This window comes from Acidobacteriota bacterium, from assembly GCA_039683095.1.
GTDB lineage: Bacteria > Acidobacteriota > Aminicenantia > Aminicenantales > Saccharicenantaceae > RBG-16-66-30.
Genome location: JBDKSB010000011.1, coordinates 109,881 through 127,264 on the forward strand (window position 1 = coordinate 109,881; position 17,384 = coordinate 127,264).

Here is a 17,384-nt window from a genome sequence, read left to right on the forward strand (position 1 = left end):
TCAGACGTCCTGGCCGGACGATTCGGGTTGGTAGAGGACGGATTCGACCTTGAGGACCCGGGTCCCCGACGGCACTTTCCATTCGATCGTGTCGCCCGCCCGGTAGCCCAGCAGGGCCGTGCCGATCGGCGCCAGGATCGAGATCAGCCCGCCGGTGATATCGGCCTGGTGAGGATAGACGAGCGAATACTCGTGGAGCTCGCCCGAGGCCAGGTCGCGGACCTGGAACCGCGAGTTCATGGTGATGACGTCGGCCGGCACCTCGCCCGGCTCGACGACCGTGGCCCTCTCGAGCTCGGTCCGGAGCTCCGACAGGTGCTCGCGGTCGGGCCCCCGCTGTTCGGCGGGGGAGTTCAGGATGGCCATGAGGCGCTCCCGGTCCAGACTGGTGATGATGATCTCTCGTCCTGGCATTTCTCGCCCTCCGTGCGGTACGAGGGCATTATACTACACTTCAAGAGGGGGACAAACCCATAGGTTCAGCCCCCTTCGAAAATCCCTCGGCCGGGTCAGACGCCGTCGCCGGTGTATTTCGTCAGGAGCGCCTTGCGCAGCCCGCGGTAGAGGCCGACGAGCTTGTCCATGCGCGTGACGGTCAGGTCCGTCAGGTAGCGGGCCGCGGCGGCCGGATCGGACTTGAGCAGCTCGACGGCCTTGGCGTCGACGGCAGCCTGCTCGTCGAAGAAGCCGTTTTCGACGGGATCGCGAGCCGCCCGCACGTCCCGGAGGGCCGGCTGCCAGCGCAGGAGCATCAGCTTCTCGACGAAATCGTAGGCCCAGCGGGCCGAATCCTCGCTGAACTCGCGGAAATCGTAAACCTTGTAGAGAGGGGAGACGTCGGTGGCGCCGGCGTAGACCGGGGCGTACGGCCCGACCATGGGGTTGTCGACGTAGACCCAATAGATGCCGCCGACCGCGTCGGGCAGCCACGACCGCAGCTGGGCGACCATGCCGTAGCCCTGGCCGGCGATCGTCCGGTGATGGCGGACGCGCAGGACCTTCTCCATGTCGGCGGAGATGTAGGGCGAGGCCAGGGGGCTCTTTTCGAGGCGGCCGCCGCCGGCCGGGACCATCCAGGCCGGGTCAAGGGTCATGTCGTAGACGGTGTTCTCGAAGGCCGAGCGCTGGAAGGCCATGATGTCCCGGACGGAGACCTTTTTCTCCGGCTTGAACGAGTAGGGGTAGAAGGCGGCGCCCTCGAACGGCTGGGAGTAGATCGTGCGGGGCGCGGCCGGATCGGTCAGGGCGCGCCGGGGCCAGGGCTTGAGCGACGGCGCCAGCGTGCTCATGATGTACCACATCCGGCTGATGTTGCCCTCCATGACCGGCGGCGCGTAGGCCTCCTGCCAGACGAACGGCCGGCCGCTCTTCGGGTCGTACCAGCCGCGGTCGACGGCCTCCTTTATATAGTTGGGAGAGGCGAGGCAGTCGGGGCTTCTGGGGTCGATCTCGCGGATGCGGAAGTAGTTGGCGATGACGGTGACGTGATCGTCGGGCACGCGGCGGGCCGCCCAGATGGCGCCCGGCTTGCCGCTTTCGGGGGTCCACTCGGGGCCGACGCTGCAGATCTCCATGGTCCAGAGCTCGCGCGGGTCGGCGACGCAGAGGGACTCGGAACCGCCGCAGGAGGGGAGGAAGCCGTATCTCTCGACGAGCGAGCCGACGAGCTTGACCGCGTCGCGGGCCGTGGCGCAGCGCTCTAGGGCGAAGACCTGGGCCTGCTCGATGGTCATGATCTGGCGCGTCAAACCCTCGACGTAGGGGACGTCGAGCTCGGCCCGCTGCGAGCACGTGCTCTCGCCGATGGCCAGCTGCTTCTCGTTCATCTGCGAGTAGCCGGTGTGGAAGTAGGTGTAGGTGCGCTCGACCTGAGGGATCAGGCCGATGACCTTGCCGAAGTCGCCGAGCGGCAGGGCGTGGCGGTCGTCCTCGGCGCCGAAGTAGACCATGCCCCAGTGCACCGGGGCCAGGGCCCCCTGGGGGAAGGTCCGGCCGGGGACGACCTGGATGCGGCACTCGCTGCAACAGTCGGTGTGCGAGGTGATGACCGAGCCGTCGGCGCTGGCCAGGCGGCCGACGCCGATGACGGTGCAGCTCTCGAGCCTGGCGCTGTGACTTTCGGCGGTGCTTTCGGTGTTGGTCTTGGTGCAGGTGTTGCTTACGGTGCAGGTCCTGCTATCGGCGTTGGCCTTGCTTTTAATGTCGGCGTTGCTTTCGCTGTCGGCGGCGTTGGCCTGGTTCCTGTCGGCGGCGTTGGCATGGTTCGGGCTGATCAAGGCTGCGGCGACGAGAATGGCGCCTACAGCCAATCCGATCGACGTCTTGTTCTTCATCTTATTCTCCTGCCTTGGCTAAGGCAAATCATAGATAATAAAGCATTAAACTGCGGTTTGCCTTTGCACTCCTATCTTATGGAAGACGGTTTTTTGCCCAAAAAACAACCTTCTCCCCTTAGGCCTGCCGTCGACTCGCGACGAGTTGCTCCGTTTTGCCATTTTCCCCCGATTTTATTGGCTTCTAAACTGAAGGGCATACCTCCAAAGTCACGCAAATATTTCAATATCAATATGATGCGTTAGCCAAGGCGGGCTTCAGCATGATTGCGGCGCCGCCGCCGGGCGCGAGCTTCAGGGGCAGGCGGTCGCCTGTCCGGACCGTCCTCTTGGCGATGTCGAGGCTGATCCCCTCCGTCGCCGCATCCGGCCCGTCGGCGAACACCGTCGCCGTGTATTCGCCGGCCCCCAGGAAGTCGAGCGGCAGGTCGAGGTCGCGGCCGTCCCAGTTCGTCATGGCCCCGATCCACCAGCCGTCGCCGCTGCGCCGGGCGATGGCCACGAACTTGGCCGGCTCGCCGGCCAGCAATTTCGTGTCGTCCCAGACAACAGGCACCTTCTCGATGAACTCGAGCCCCGGCTGGCCCTCGTAAGCCTCCGGGTAATCGGAGACCATGACCAGCGGGCTTTCATAGACGACGTACATGGCCAGCTGATGGGCCCGCGTGCCCTGGGCCATCGGCGCGATGTCCCGAGCCTCGAACCTTCCCCTGGCGGCGTTCCGCATGGCCCCGGGCGTGAAGTCCATCGGCCCGGCCAGCATGCGCGTGAACGGGATGGTCACGTCGTGCTCGGGGGTGATGCGGTCACTCCACTTGCTGTACTCGAGGCCCATGACGCCTTCTCGCGTCAGCAGGTTCGGGTAGGCCCGCCGCAGTCCGGTCGGCTTGTAGGCGCCATGGAAATCGACGGCGAGATGGTGCTCGGCCGCCGTCTTCACGACCTTGGCGTAATAGTTGACCATGTCCTGATCGTCGCGGTTCATGTAGTCGACCTTGATGCCGGCGGCGCCCCACTTCTCGTAGAGGGCCATGGCCTCGTCCATATGCCGGCCGAGGGCCTGCCATTCGACCCAGAGGAGCGTGGCCACGCCCTTCGACCGGCCGTAGGCGATGATCGCCGGGAGGTCGACCTCGGGCTTGTAGCGGAGGATGTCCTCGATCCGGCCGTCCTCGGACATAGGCGCCCAGCCGGCGTCGACGAGCATGTACTCGAACTTGTGGCGGGCGGCGAAGTCGATGTAGTGCTTCATCGTGGCCGTGTTCATGCCCGGCTTGAACGGCACGCCCGTGGCGTAGCTGCCCGACCACCAGTCCCAGGCCGCCTTGCCCGGCTTGATCCACGACGTGTCGGCCAGGGCGCAGGGCGCGCTAAGGTCGAGGACGAGGTAATTATGCTCGATGAACCGGGCCGGGTCGGGCCCGATCATGAGGACGCGCCAGGGGGTCGATTTCGGCGTCGTCCCGACGACGACGGGGCGGTCGAAGGGGCGGCGCGGCGCGACGGACAGGCGGGCCGTCAGGGCGTCGGGGACGCCGGCCACACCGCCCACGTACATCCCGGCGTAGTCAGTGAGGTCGGCCTCGAGCAGGGCCGCCCAGAGCTTGGCGGCGGGGAGCTCGACGAGGATGGGCAGGTTGACGAGCGAGGCCGGCTTGATGGCGCTCAGGGGCGTCCGGACGAACTCGCCCTCGTTGCTGGTGTCCCAGCGCCCGAGGTTCAGGGCGAAGGCCGAGGCCTCGTGGGCGAAATAGAAGCCTGTCGTCTCGGAGGCGATGGCGAAGTCGCCGAGGGAGTCCTGTTTCGGCAGGACGTAACGGAAGGCCAGGCCCTCGTCGTAGGCGCGCACGACCACGTCCAGGCGCCGGTTCGGGGCGGCCTTCTCGCGGAGATGGACCGTCAGCTCGTTGTATTTGTCGGGGACCGTCCGCTTGGCCCCGAAGGGGTTCTCCCAGATCGCATCGTTCGAGCGCTTCTCCGTCGCGACGATCTCGAAGTCGTGGTCGAGCGCGGGGGCGCCGCCGGCGAGGTCGAGGCCGAGCGGCGAATCGGCGAGGACCGGCGCGGCCTTGTAGTCCACGCGGTAGTAGAGGCGCTCGCCGGGCAGATAGGGTTGCGGTTTAGCGGCCAGCGAGAGCGAGAGGACGAGCGCGCCGTCCGGGGAGGCGACGGAAAGCGAGGCGCCTGCGTTCTTCGCCGGGGCGCAGGCCGACGCGGCGGCGAGGGCGAGCGACAGCGCGGCCAGGATAACGGCAATTGATGATTGCGACGAATGGGCATGACGATGCAGGGACTTCATTGATTTCCTCCGTAATCCCGGATTATAACCGCCCGTCCCGGCCGACACAACCTTGTTGCCTTGGACTATAATCCCGCCTTGGCTAAGGCAACGAATTGATTATATTGATATAGGATGCGGTTTGCTCTTCCACTCCTATCTGATGGAAGACGTTTTTCAGCTAAGAATCGTCTTGTCACGCTGGGCATCGTTCCTCGGCCAACCGCCCCGTTATGTTTTTTGCCTGTTTTTCTCGGTCTCTAAGCTGATAGGCAGGCCAAAAATGCAACGTATATATAATAATAACAATAAGTTGCGTTAGCCAAGGCAAGCCTTGGAACCTTATACCCGCTTGCCGGGGCATTCGGAAATTGATATTGTGTCCCGGTTGGAGGCGAATCATGCTCAAGCCCCGGTCCGCCAGGCCGATGCTCCCCATCCTGATCTTGGCGCTCGCGTCCGTCGCCATCCTTGTCGCTGCGGCCTACCAGGCCCCCCGGCCGCCCCGGCCTGATCCGCGAACGGCGCTCGCCGCCTACGCGCTCGCCGCGCCCGTTTCATCGGCTGCCGCCCCCGTACCTGCACCCGCACCCGCACGTGCCCCCGCCCCCGCACCTGCACCCGCCACACCCGCCGCCGCTGCGCCCGCTTCATCGGCCGCTGCGCCTGCCGCGGCTGCCCGGCAACCCCGCCCTGATGTGTCTGCCGAGCCCGCCGCAGGTGGCCGGCAGCCCCGGCCTGCCGCTCAGGCCCCGGCCGGTAACCCTTACGCGCCCGACAAGCCCGAGCCGGGATCGGTCGAAGCCATCGCCAAGTTCACGACCGAGCCCCGCTTCGGCAACCCCTGGGTCGCCTACCTGCCCGACTCGGCCACGGTGCCGTCGCCGGCCGAGTACCTCGGCCACGCGGTCGGCGCCGCGGGCGAGCTCACCTCGACGTCGAAGATCTACGGCTACTTCCGCAAGCTGGCCGAGACCTCGCCGCACGTCCGCGTCGAGACGATCGGCCGCACCGAGGAGGGCCGCGACATCCTGCTGGCCCTCGTCGCCGACGAGGCCGGACTCGGCGACCTGGCCCGTCTCAAGGACGCGACCGCGGCCCTGGCCGACCCCCGCAAGACCACGCCCGAGGCCGCCGAAGCCCTGGTCGCCTCCGCCCGGCCGATCTACTATTTCAACGCCGGCTTGCACTCGACCGAGCTCGGCAGCCCCGAGATGGTCATGGAGCTGGCCTATCGCCTGGCCGTCTCCGACCAGCCGATGATCAAGAGGATCCGCGAGAATATCCTGGTGCTCATCAACCCCGTCTCCGAGCCGGACGGCCGCGACAAGGAAGTCGATTGGTTCTACCGCTGCCTCAAGGGCCGGACGGACATCGACAACCTGCCTCCGGAGTCGCCGCCGTACTGGGGTTACTACGTCTTCCACGACAACAACCGCGACTCGCACCAGGAGGCCCTCCAGCTCTCCAGGGCCGTCAGCCGCATGTTCTTCGCCTATCATCCGCAGGTGGTGCACGATCTCCACGAGTCCATCCCGCTGCTCCAGACCTGGAACGGCACCGGCCCTTTCAACACCAACCTCGACCCGATCCTGCTCAACGAGTGGTTCGCCATGTCCCTGGCCGAGATCGGCGCGCTGACCTCGGCCGGCATGCCCGGCGTCTGGACCTGGGGCTTCAGCGACGGCTGGGAGCACGTCTTCCTCGATTCGATCGGCGTCAACCACAACAGCATCGGCCGCGGCTACGAGACCTTCGGCAGCGGCACGGCCGAGACGGTCGAGCGCGTCCTGCGGCCGAACGAGGAGCGCTACGCCGGGCGCCCGGTGACGAGCCAGGAGTGGTACCGGCCGATGCCGCCGCCGCGCAAGTTCCTGTGGTCGCTCCGCGACAACACGAACTACATGGAGAGCGCCTGCCTGGCCGCCCTCGACTACACGGCCAAGAACGCCAGGGAGATGCTCCGCGATTTCTACCGCAAGGGCTATAACTCCTGGCAGAAGGGCGTCAAGGGCGGTCCGTACGCCTTTGCCATCCCTGCGGAGCAGGGGGACCGGAGGCGCGTCGCCGACATGGTCGACCTGTTGATGCGCCACGGCATCGAGGTCGGCCGGGCCGCGGCGCCGTTCAAGGTGGCGGAAGGGGAGTTCCCGGCCGGGACGTACGTGGTGCGGCTCGACCAGCCCTATCGCAACTACGCCGTTGATCTGCTCGCGCCGCAGAACTTCCCGGCCGACGCGACCTATGAGCCCTACGACGACGTGTCGTGGGCCCTGCCGGTGCACTACGGGCTCGAGGCCAGGCGCATCGACGACGCCAGGATCATGGACGCCGCCGGGATCGCGCTCGAGGCCCTCAAGCCCGGCTTCGCGACGACCGGGACCGTCAACATCACGGCGGGCGGCGTGGGAGGCGTCGGCGCCGGCGCCGGCAGCGCAGTCTTCCTGCTCAAGGACACGGGCCAGGAAGAACTGATGGCGCTCCGCGCCCGCCTGGCCGCGTTCCGGGTCGAGATCGCCGAGAAGCCTTTCAAGAGCGGCGACAGGGACTATCCGGCCGGGTCGTGGATCATGGCCGGCCAGCCGGGGCTCGGCGACGCGGTCCGGAAGGCCGCGGCGGAGCTGGCGCTCGACTTCGACGCCGTCGCGGCCGTCCCGGACGTCGCCCGCCACGAGTCGAAGCTGCCGCGCCTGGCTGTCTGGCATTCGTGGGCGGACACGGAGGCGGTCGGCTGGGTCCGCTTCGTCCTCGACCGGGAAAAGGTGCCCTACGCCTACATCCGCGACGAGGATGTCCGGGCCGGGCGGCTCAGGGACCGCTTCGACGTCATCATCTACGGCCACAACTACCTCGACCTGCAGGAGCAGGTTCTGGGCATCGATAAAAAGTGGGGCCCCCTGCCCTACAAGAAGACCAGGGAGACGCCCAACCTCGGCGTGCCCGACGCCTCCGACGACATCACCGGGGGGATCGGCTGGGCCGGCATGGGCAGGCTCGAGGAATTCCTCGGGGCGGGCGGCGTCCTCGTGACGCTCGGCAACGGCTCGGCCCTGGCCCTCCAGGGCGGGCTCGTCCGCGACGTCGACCGCAGGGGCGGCGGCGTGTACACGCCGGGCTCGGAGCTCCGGGTCAAGTTCGCGCGGCCCGGACATCCGCTGGCCTACGGCTACGGCGAGACGACGTCGGTCTTCCGGTCGATGATGCCTGTCTACGACGTGGCCCGGTCGATCCGGGGCACGGTCGTCCTCCAGTGGGGGACCAAGCTCAGGGCGGAGGACCGCGAGGAGGAGAAGCCCGGAGAGGAGAAGCCGGGCGAAAAGCCCGGCGCGGCCGCCGCGTCGAAGAAGGAGGAGGTCAAGATGCTCGTCAGCGGCGCGATCAAGGGCGAGGACGAGCTCGAGGGGCGTCCCGCCATCCTCGACCTGCCCGTGGGCAAGGGTCGGGTCGTGGCGTTCCTGTTCAACCCGATCCACCGCGACCTCAACCGCTCCGACCACCGCCTGCTCTGGAACGCCCTCCTCAATTGGGGGACATGATACCCGTTTCCTATTTTTCCGGGCAGGAAAAGAGCGGGACATGTTACCATTTTTATTCGGGAATGACCGGGAACCGGCAACATGTCCCAAGAGGATACGAGAGGATATGAGGACGCGATGCCCTTTTCGAGATATTGCGGTCGCGAGCTCAGGATTGAAGCGCGACACGAGAGCCGGTCTTAGCGGGCAAGTGCTATCCATTTCCTATCCGGGAAAATAGGAAACGGGTATCATGTCCCCCATTTTATAGGAGGTGAGACGGACCATGAGAGGCAGAGCCATGATCACCCTTATCCTTTCCGCGCTGGCCGTCATCGGCGCGACCGCCGCCTGCAAGAGCGGGGCGACCGCCGCCGACGCCGCGGCCGCCGCCGATGCCGACAACCCGTTCTTCAAGCCCTACGGCACGCCGTTCAACGTCCCGCCGTTCGACCTGATCAGGACCGAGCATTTCCTGCCGGCCATCCAGGAAGGCATCCGCCGCGAGCAGGCCGAGGTCGACGCCATCACGGCCGACAAGGCCCAGCCGACCTTCGAGAACACCATCGCCGCCCTCGACCACGCCGGGATCTTCCTCACCGAGGTTGACAGCGTCTTCAGCTCGCTCCAGAGCGCGCTGACGACCAAGGAGCTCCAGGCCGTCGACCGCCAGACGGCGCCCCTGCTGGCCGCCCACGCCGACAACATCTCCCTTGACGGGAAGCTCTTCGCCCGGGTCAGGGCCGTTTACGATCAGCGCCAGGCCCTCGGCCTCAACCGCGAGGAGCTCTTCCTCCTCGAGAACACCTACAAGAATTTCGTCCGCGGCGGCGCCCTCCTCGACGCCGCGCAGAAGGCCCGCTTCCGCGAGCTCAACCAGCAGCTCGCGCTGCTGACCGTCAGCTTCGGCGAGAACGTCCTGGCCGAGACGAACGCCTTCCGCCTGATCATCGACAACAGGGCCGACTTGGCCGGCCTGCCGGCCTCGGTCGTGGCCATGGCCGCGGCCGCCGCGAAGCAGGCCGGGCTCCCCGGCGGCCAGTGGCTCTTCACCATCCACGTCCCGAGCATGACTCCGTTCCTGACCTATTCCGAGCGCCGGCCCCTGCGCGAGAGGATCCACCGGGCCTACTTCATGAAGGGCGACAACGACAACGAGTTCGACAACAAGGAGAACGTGCGCAAGATCGCCGCCCTGCGCCTCGAGCGGGCCAAGCTCCTCGGTTACCCGAGCCACGCCGCTTACGTTCTTGAGCGCAACATGGCCAAGACGCCGGAGAAGGTCAACGAGTTCCTGGCCAAGCTCTGGACGCCCACCCTGGCCAAGGCCAGGGAAGAGGCGGCCGCGCTCCAGGCCCTGATGGACCGCGACCCGAAGGCCGGCCGGGGCGCGCTCGCCTCCTGGGACTGGTGGCTGTACACGGAGCGGCTGCGCCAGCAGAAGTACGCCCTCGACGACGAGGCCCTGCGGCCCTACTTCAAGCTCGACAACGTCCGCGACGGCATCTTCGCCCTCTGCGGCAAGCTCTACGGCCTGAAGTTCATCCCCCGGCCCGAGCTGCCCCGCTACCACCCGGACGTCCAGGTCTTCGAGGTCCAGGAGGCCGACGGCAGCCACACCGGCATCCTCTATATGGACTTCCACCCGCGGCCGGGCAAGCGCAGCGGGGCCTGGTCGGGGGCGTTCCGGCGCTCCTACTACGAGCGCGGCGTGCGCGTCCCGCCCATCTCGACCATCACCTGCAACTTCACCGCTCCTGCTGCCGACGCCCCGGCCCTGCTTTCTACCGACGAGGTCGCGACCTTCTTTCACGAGTTCGGGCATTCGCTGGCCACACTCTTCTCGCAGTCCCGCTTCCGGACGAGGACGGTGGCCCGCGACTCGGTCGAGCTGCCGTCGCAGATCATGGAGCACTGGTGCTTCGAGCCCGGGCTGCTGGCCCTCTACGCCAGGCACTACAAGACCGGCGAGGTCATCCCCGCGGCGCTCGTCGGGAAGCTCGAGAAGAGCAAGCTCTTCAACCAGGGCTTCCTGACCGCCGAGTACCTGGCCGCCTCGATCCTCGACATGGCCTGGCACACGGCCGCCGATCCCGGCGCCGCCGACGTTCGGGCCTTCGAAAAGGAGGCCATGGACGGGATCGGGCTCATCCCGGCCATCGTGCCCCGCTACCGCTCGACCTACTTCAGCCACATCTTCAGCGGCGGGTACTCGGCCGGCTACTACGCCTACATCTGGTCGGAGGTCCTTGACTGCGACGCCTTCGAAGCCTTCCGGGAGAAGGGTGTCTTCGACAGGGCCACGGCGGACTCGTTCCGCAAGAACATCCTCGAGCCCTTCGGCACCGAGGACCCGATGACCCAGTACGTGAGGTTCCGCGGCGCCGAGCCCAAGATCGACGGGCTGCTCAGGAACCGCGGCCTGACGGTGAGCAAATAAGCCGGGATCGAAAGAAGATCCGACGGGAAGCTTTGACGGGAGGGTCAGACCTGCTTTTCGTCCAATAACGGGCAAAAAGCAGGTCTGACGCTGTCTTGTTTTCTTATTTAAGGATATAAACGAGACCGGCGGAGATGGCGAAGGTCGTGTGGCCGCCCTTTTTCAGGTCGAAGGTCAGGCCGGGCTGGACGACGAGCAGGGCTTTCGGCGCGAGGCCGTAGACGACCGGAACGCCCGCCGCGAACGAGGCCATCGAATCTTCGCCGCTGACCGCGTAGCCGCTGGGATCCGAGAGCTTCAGCCTGGTGCTGGAGTAGGCGATCCCGGCGTAAGGCTGCAGGTAGGCCGCCCCCGAAAGACGGACGTCGCGATAGACCGTTCCCCCGATCATCAGCGTATTGGCCCACATCTTGAAGTCGATCAGGTCGAGGTCAGGCGACGAGAAGTTGTCCCGGGCGTAGCCGACCGTGACCGACACCGAGACGGGCGATTTGGACGAGTTCTGCTTGATGACATGGGCCGTGAGCTGCGGGGTGAGCGAGGCGGCCGCAAGGGAGGTGAATTCGCCGGCGTCGGAGTAGGTCACGTGCCCGGCCGAGAACGAGAGGTCGAATACCCCCGCGAGCCCGATGCTCAATCCCCCCGATAAGCCGTGGGCGGCGCTGTCCGTGGCGTAGGCGCCGGTCAGGCCCAGGCCGTACTGCCCAGCCTTCAGGAAGCTGCTCTGGGGGAACGCGGCCAGGGCGCTCAGGAAGAACAGGCCGATAAAGGCGACGGACGCTTTCTTCCCCATCATCATTTTCATTGCTGCGCCTCCTTGACCGCCATTATAACGGTTCCCGAGGGCGGATAGAATAGAAACGGGGATGTTTCAATTTTCGGAATGTCCCCGCCCTCGGCCGCCGGCTCGATGTCCGCCCGAAACGAGGCCCGACGGAACGCAAGCGGGCGAAGCTCAAAAGGCTAGTCGAGGCCGGCGGCGGTGCGCAGGCCGGCCGCCTTGTCCGTCTTCTCCCAGGTGAAGTCCGGATCGTTGCGGCCGAAATGCCCGTACGCCGCCGTCTTCTTGTAGATCGGCCTCTTGAGCTTCAGGTGGTCGATGATGTCGGCCGGCCGGAGCGGGAAGAGCTTCCTGATCAGCCCGGCGATCTTCTCGTCCGGGATCTTGCCCGTCCCGAACGTATCGACGAACACGGCCATCGGATCGGGCACGCCGATCGCGTACGACAGCTGAACCTCGCACCGGTCGGCCAGCCCGGCGGCGACCACGTTCTTGGCGATGTAGCGGCAGGCATAGGCGGCGCTCCGGTCGACCTTGCTCGGGTCCTTCCCGGAGAAGCAGCCGCCGCCGTGCCGGCCCATGCCGCCGTAGGTGTCGACGATGATCTTGCGGCCGGTGACGCCCGTGTCGCCCTCGGGCCCGCCGATGACGAACCGGCCGGTCGCGTTTATAAAGACCTTGGTCTTCTTGTCGAGGTACTTGCCGCACACCGGCCGGATGACCTTCTCCAGGATCAGCTTTCTCAGCTCGCGCTCCGAGAGGTCGGCGATGTGCTGTTGGGCGATGACCACGGCCTCGAGCCGCGCCGGCTTGCCGCCGCGGTATTCGACCGTGACCTGGCTCTTGCCGTCCGGCCCCAGGGCGTGGCCGGCGTTGTGCCGCCGGACCTCGGCCAGCCTGGCCGTCAGCCGATGGGCGAGCATGATCGGCAGGGGCATCAGCTCCGGCGTCTCGTTGCAGGCGAACCCGAACATCATGCCCTGGTCGCCCGCGCCCTGCCGCCGCTTCTCGGCCTTGCCGACCCCGCGGGCTATGTCCTTGCTCTGGGCGTGGATGGCGACCCAGACGCCGGCGTCCTCGCAGTCGATGCCGTAGCGCGGGTCCGTATAGCCGATCTCCCGGAGCGTCCGCCGGACGATCTTCTGGACGTCGGCGTAGCCGTCCGTCGTGACCTCGCCGGCGACGTGGACCGTGCCGGTCGTCGTCAGGGCCTCGATGGCCGTATGGGTTTCCGGATCCTGGCTGAGCAGGTCGTCCAGGATGGCGTCGCTGATCTGGTCGCAGATCTTGTCAGGGTGGCCTTCGGTGACGCTTTCGCTCGTGAAATAATATTTTTCGCTCATCTCGCACCTCCGCGCGGCCGAAATCAAGGAGGCCATTATGGGCCATCGCGCGATTTTGTCAATGCCGCGCGTCACATTTTCACGTCTCCGGGTCAGTTGACTCGGGCGGGGATTCGGCCTATCGTTGAATCATCTGGGGGAGCACGAAGTTGGACTGCCCGCGGTGCGGGGCCCCGAACCCCGGCAACTCCCGCTTTTGCGCGGCCTGCGCCTTTCCGCTCGCCGCAACCGGCGCGCCTGACGCGTCCGCCGCGCCAGCCGACGCTTCCACCGCCCCGCCCTCCGTCACCACGACTGTCGACCCCTTCGCCCGCGCCCCGGCCGCGGCTGCCGTCGTCGCCGGCAAGTACCGCATCCTCGGCGAGATCGGCCGCGGCGGCATGGGCGTCGTCTACGAGGCCGAGGACCTGCGCCTGAAGCGGCCGGTCGCCCTCAAGTTCCTGCCGGCCGGGCTGACCGACAACCCCGAGGCCCGCGAACGCTTCGTCCACGAGGCCCGGGCCGCCTCGATCCTCGACAACCCCCACATCTGCACCATCCACGAGATAGGCGAGAGCGAGGACGGCCGCATGTTCATCGCCATGGCCCTTTGCCGCGGCGAGAGCCTGCGGACGATCATCCGCCGCGGCGCGCTCCTCCCGGCCGAGGCCCTGTCGCTCGCCGCGCAGGTGGCCGAAGGCCTGGCCGCCGCCCACGCCGCCGGCATCATACACCGCGACATCAAGCCGGCCAACATCCTGGTCACCTGGGAGGGCACGGCCCGCATCGCTGACTTCGGCCTGGCCAAGATCGCCGGCCAGGCCCGCCTGACCCGCGACGGCCGGGCCGTCGGCACGGTCGCCTACATGTCGCCCGAGCAGCTCCAGGGCGCCGACGTGGACGCCCGCTCCGACGTCTGGTCGCTCGGCATCGTCCTCTACGAGATGCTGACCGGCTCGCTCCCGTTCCGGGGGGAGAACGAGCATTCCCTGGCCTACGCCATCGTCAACGGCGGGGCGCCGGCGTTCGACGCCCTCCCGGCCGGCACGCCGCCCGGCTGCGCCGAGATCCTCGAACGGGCCCTGGCCCGGGACCCGGCCGGCCGCTATGCCTCGGCCGTCGAGATGGCCGGAGCCCTCGAGGCCGTCAACGAGAAGACCGGCTATTCCGGGCACGTCCACGCCGTGGCGGGGGAGAGGCCGTCTGTCTCGGGTGCCAGTCCCCGGCCCCGGGCCCTTCCGCCGCTGGCCCGGCTGTCCATCGCGCTTTCCGCCGTCCTTGTCGTTCTCGTCGGGGCCGTCTTTCTCGGCCTCCCGCGCAAGGTCGCCGTCCTCCTCGGCTTCGTCTCTGCGCGTCCCGAAGCCTCGCGCCGCATCACCGTCTTTGCCCCGGCCGTCCTGGGCGAGGCCGCGTCCGACCGCGTCCTGGCCGCCGGCCTCGCGGAATACCTCCGCGTCAGGCTCGACGCGATCGCCCGCGCCTCCCGCTCCTGGGTCACGCCGGTCGACCATCTCTACACCTACGACGTGCTCGAGGCGTCCGACGCCTTCCGCGTCCTCGGCTCCAACGTCGTCGTCGCCGGGACGCTCAGGCGCGTCGGCGACACCCTGACCCTGACCCTCGACGCGCTCGACCCGGTCCGGGCCAGCCGCCTGGCCTCGGTGCAGAAGACCGACCATATCGCCAACATCGCCACCTGGCGCGACGATCTCGTCCGCGAGACCGCCGCCCTGGTCGGATTGGCGATGCCGGCTTCCGCCTCCCTGCCCGCCGTCACGACCGTGCCCGGGGCCTTCGAGGCCTACCTCCGCGGCCTCGGCCACCTGGCCCTCAGCTACGCCGAGGCCCAGGACCCGGCCTCGCCCGCCTGCGCCGAAGCCCTCGCCTCGGCCATAGCGGCCCTCGAGGAAGCGGTCCGCCTCGACCCCTCCTTCACGGAAGCTTCGATCGACCTGGCCGAAGCCTGCCGGATGAAGGCCGTCCCGGACAAGGACCCGGCCCCGGCCGCCCGGGCCGAGTCCCTCATCCGCGCGGTGCTGGCGACGAACGGCGGCCTGGCCCGCGCCCACCTCGTTCTCGGCGCGATCCTGCGTCGGCTCGGCCGAGACGCCGAGGCCCGCCCGGAGATCGAACGGGCCGTAGCCCTCGATCCCCTCTGCTACGACGCCCAGATCAGGCTGGCCTACGTCTACGAGGACGCGAACGAGCCGGCCAAGGCCGAGGCGGCCTACCGGGCCGCGATCAAGGCCCGGCCCGGCTACTGGGCCGGCCGGTCCTTCCTGGCGATCTTCCACTTCTATCGCGGCGACTACGTCCGGGCCAGGGAAGAGCTCGAGGCCGCCAGCCGCGACTGCCCCGGCAACATCGTCGTCCTCAACGACCTGGGAGCCGTGCACTTCAAGCTGGACGCCTATGACCGGGCCATCGCCGTCTTCGAGCGCTCCAACGCCATCAAGCGCAACCCCGACGCCTGCGGCAACCTGGCCACCCTCTACTACTACAGCGGCCGCTTCGCCGACTCGGTCAACATGAACGAGGCCTCGCTCGGCTTCGGGCCGAGCGTTTTCGCCTACGTCCTCTGGGGCAACCTGGGCGACGCTTACAGCTTCACCACGGGCAACGGCGACAAGGCTGACGCGGCCTACGGAAAAGCCATCGACCTGGCCGAGCAGGCCCTGGCCGCCGATCCCGGCAACGCCCGGGCCCGGGCCACCCTGGCCGTGGACCTGGCCAAGGCCAGGCAGGCGGCGCGCTCCCGCCGGGAGATCGAGGCCGTCCTGAAAGCCCGGCCCGGCGACACGGCCATCATGCAGCGGGCGGTCTTCGCCTTCGATCTCGTCGGGGACCGGCCGCGGGCCCTGGCGATCCTGCGCGAGTACGTCAAGCTCAAGGGCCCGATGGAAGAGATCGGCCGCGATCCGCTCCTGGCCGCCCTGCGCCGGGACCCCGGCTACGTCGCTATCACGTCGAAATGACGGATAGATCAGGCCCGCGAAGGAGGGGAATACGATGGCCAAAATAACAGTGAAACCAGGACCGCGCGAAAAGCCCGGGCCGAGGCCCAGGGCCGACGTCGTGGTCGGGGTCAAGCTCGGCCGGATCGCCTGCGAGCCGAGCTGCCTCTACGTCAACCGGGGGGACAAGATCGTCTGGCGCTTCGATCCGAGCCACGCCTACGCGGTCATCATCAAGGTCTTCGCCGGACCGCTCGATTGGGATTACGCGGTCGTCCGCCGGGGAGCAGGCCGGCTCAGGGCGGCCGTCGCCCGCGACGCCAAGCCCGGGTTCTATCCCTACGCCGTCGTCGCCGAGGTCGAAGGGCGGCTGCTCGTGGCGGACCCGGAGATCATCATCCCGCCGCCGAGGGGCGGCCACTGATCGAGGGCCGGGCCCGGGGGGAGAGAGGGAAGGGCGCCCGGCTCAGAACTCGCGGTCGTCGCGCTTGCAGTAGTAGTTGTAGGGGCTGATGTCCAGGCCGCCGAGATAGACCTCGCCGCGGTCGGCCCTTTTGAAGGCCTCGTGAGTGGGGAAGCCGTAGAGGATGGGGATGACCTCGTCCTTCTCGCGGCAGTACGGGCAGACGACCTCGAGCTTCCGGCCGTGCCCTTTCGGCGCGGGCCTTCGGCCGCGGGCGACGTGCCCATGCCCCTGGCCGTGTTCGTGCTCGTGGCCGCGAGCCGTCTCGCAATGCGTGTTCATCATCTCGCACCTTCCTTCGTACGCGCCCATTCCTTTTCGCCCTCCATGCTAGGGGCGGGCCGGCTAGCCCTCAATCGCCGCCGGGGGTGATAAGAGGGGGTATTTTCCGCCCCGGACAGGGGGGACTGTGATATAATCCCGGCGGGGAAACATGATCGGTGCCATCGCCGGCGACATCATCGGTTCGGCATACGAGTTCGGCCGGACCAAGAGCAAGGAATTCCCCTTGTTCGGGCCGAAGTGCACGTTCACCGACGATTCCGTCCTGACCGCGGCCGTGGCCCAGGCCATCCTGACGGACGGGGACTACGCCCGGGCGCTCCGGGAGTTCGGCCGGCGCCACCCGGGCCGGGGCTACGGCGGCCTCTTCCAGGGCTGGCTCATGTCGCCCGACCCCAAGCCCTACAACAGCTGGGGGAACGGCTCGGCCATGAGGGCCGGCCCGGTCGGGTTCGCCTTCGATACGGTCGAGGACGTCCTGCGCGAGGCCAAGCGCTCCGCGGAGTTCACCCACGATCACCCCGAGGGGATCAAGGGGGCGCAGGCCGCGGCGCTGGCCGTCTTTCTGGCCCGGACTGAGTGGGACAAGGACCTTATCCGGACCGAGATCACGGCTCGCTTCGGCTACGACCTTGACCGCACGGTCGAGGGGATCCGCCCGGGCTATAGGCACTACGAATCGTGCCAGAAGACCGTGCCCGAGGCCGTCATCGCCTTCATCGGCTCGGCGTCATACGAGGACGCCATCCGGAACGCGGTCTCGCTCGGCGGCGACGCCGACACGCTGGCCTGCATCGCGGGCGCCATCGCGGAGGCCTTCTACGGCCCGGTCCCGGCCGAGATCCGGGCCAAGGTCAAGGAGATCCTGTCGCCGGACCTGTGGCAGGTCGCCGAGACGTTCTGTCATAAATATAAGATCGTCTAGCTTCATCTCCTCATATTCCGCACCCTCGTATAGTGCCCTCTTTTCCTTTATCGGGGCTTTGCCCGGCCGCCGAGTGAGCATATAATCCCCG

General features: G+C 67.5%; 11 protein-coding genes. 5 read left to right on the forward strand and 6 right to left on the reverse strand.

Annotated elements, in window-relative coordinates; translation table 11 throughout:
* From rnk to ABFD52_07310, 3 genes are all read right to left on the reverse strand, one after another.
* On the reverse strand, positions 1-414 hold the full coding sequence (gene rnk / locus ABFD52_07300) for a nucleoside diphosphate kinase regulator (protein MEN6560562.1): 414 nt from the start codon (positions 412-414) through the stop codon (positions 1-3).
* A gap of 95 nt (positions 415-509) precedes the next feature.
* Positions 510-2,333 (reverse strand): C69 family dipeptidase, encoded by a 1,824-nt coding sequence (locus tag ABFD52_07305; protein ID MEN6560563.1) that lies wholly within the window; start codon positions 2,331-2,333, stop codon positions 510-512.
* Positions 2,334-2,562: 229 nt separating this feature from the next.
* Positions 2,563-4,632, reverse strand: coding sequence for a glycoside hydrolase family 97 protein (locus ABFD52_07310; protein ID MEN6560564.1), 2,070 nt, complete (start codon positions 4,630-4,632; stop codon positions 2,563-2,565).
* 677 nt (positions 4,633-5,309) lie between these two features.
* On the opposite strand from ABFD52_07310, the gene ABFD52_07315 reads away from it, so the two are divergent.
* Both ABFD52_07315 and ABFD52_07320 read left to right on the forward strand, forming a co-directional pair.
* Positions 5,310-8,147 (forward strand): M14 family zinc carboxypeptidase, encoded by a 2,838-nt coding sequence (locus ABFD52_07315; GenBank protein ID MEN6560565.1) that lies wholly within the window; start codon positions 5,310-5,312, stop codon positions 8,145-8,147.
* Positions 8,148-8,412: 265 nt separating this feature from the next.
* Positions 8,413-10,566 carry a M3 family metallopeptidase gene (locus ABFD52_07320; protein MEN6560566.1) on the forward strand — a complete coding sequence of 718 codons (2,154 nt, stop codon included), beginning with the start codon at positions 8,413-8,415 and terminating at the stop codon, positions 10,564-10,566.
* A 103-nt stretch (positions 10,567-10,669) separates the two neighbouring features.
* On the opposite strand, the gene ABFD52_07325 is transcribed toward ABFD52_07320, so the two are convergent.
* Positions 10,670-11,371: a hypothetical protein gene (locus tag ABFD52_07325; GenBank protein ID MEN6560567.1), complete on the reverse strand. Its 702-nt coding sequence runs from the start codon at positions 11,369-11,371 to the stop codon at positions 10,670-10,672.
* Positions 11,372-11,529: 158 nt separating this feature from the next.
* Positions 11,530-12,690 carry a methionine adenosyltransferase gene (gene metK / locus ABFD52_07330; GenBank protein MEN6560568.1) on the reverse strand — a complete coding sequence of 387 codons (1,161 nt, stop codon included), beginning with the start codon at positions 12,688-12,690 and terminating at the stop codon, positions 11,530-11,532.
* 149 nt (positions 12,691-12,839) lie between these two features.
* On the opposite strand from metK, the gene ABFD52_07335 reads away from it, so the two are divergent.
* Together ABFD52_07335 and ABFD52_07340 are read left to right on the forward strand one after the other, a co-directional pair.
* On the forward strand, positions 12,840-15,644 hold the full coding sequence (locus ABFD52_07335) for a protein kinase (GenBank protein MEN6560569.1): 2,805 nt from the start codon (positions 12,840-12,842) through the stop codon (positions 15,642-15,644).
* A 34-nt stretch (positions 15,645-15,678) separates the two neighbouring features.
* Positions 15,679-16,047 (forward strand): hypothetical protein, encoded by a 369-nt coding sequence (locus ABFD52_07340; protein MEN6560570.1) that lies wholly within the window; start codon positions 15,679-15,681, stop codon positions 16,045-16,047.
* 42 nt (positions 16,048-16,089) lie between these two features.
* On the opposite strand, the gene ABFD52_07345 is transcribed toward ABFD52_07340, so the two are convergent.
* Complete coding sequence (locus ABFD52_07345; protein ID MEN6560571.1) at positions 16,090-16,371, reverse strand: hypothetical protein; 282 nt, start codon at positions 16,369-16,371, stop codon at positions 16,090-16,092.
* A 148-nt stretch (positions 16,372-16,519) separates the two neighbouring features.
* On the opposite strand from ABFD52_07345, the gene ABFD52_07350 reads away from it, so the two are divergent.
* Positions 16,520-17,293, forward strand: a complete 774-nt coding sequence (locus tag ABFD52_07350; protein MEN6560572.1) for an ADP-ribosylglycohydrolase family protein — start codon at positions 16,520-16,522, stop codon at positions 17,291-17,293.
* The last annotated feature ends 91 nt before the right edge of the window (positions 17,294-17,384 follow it).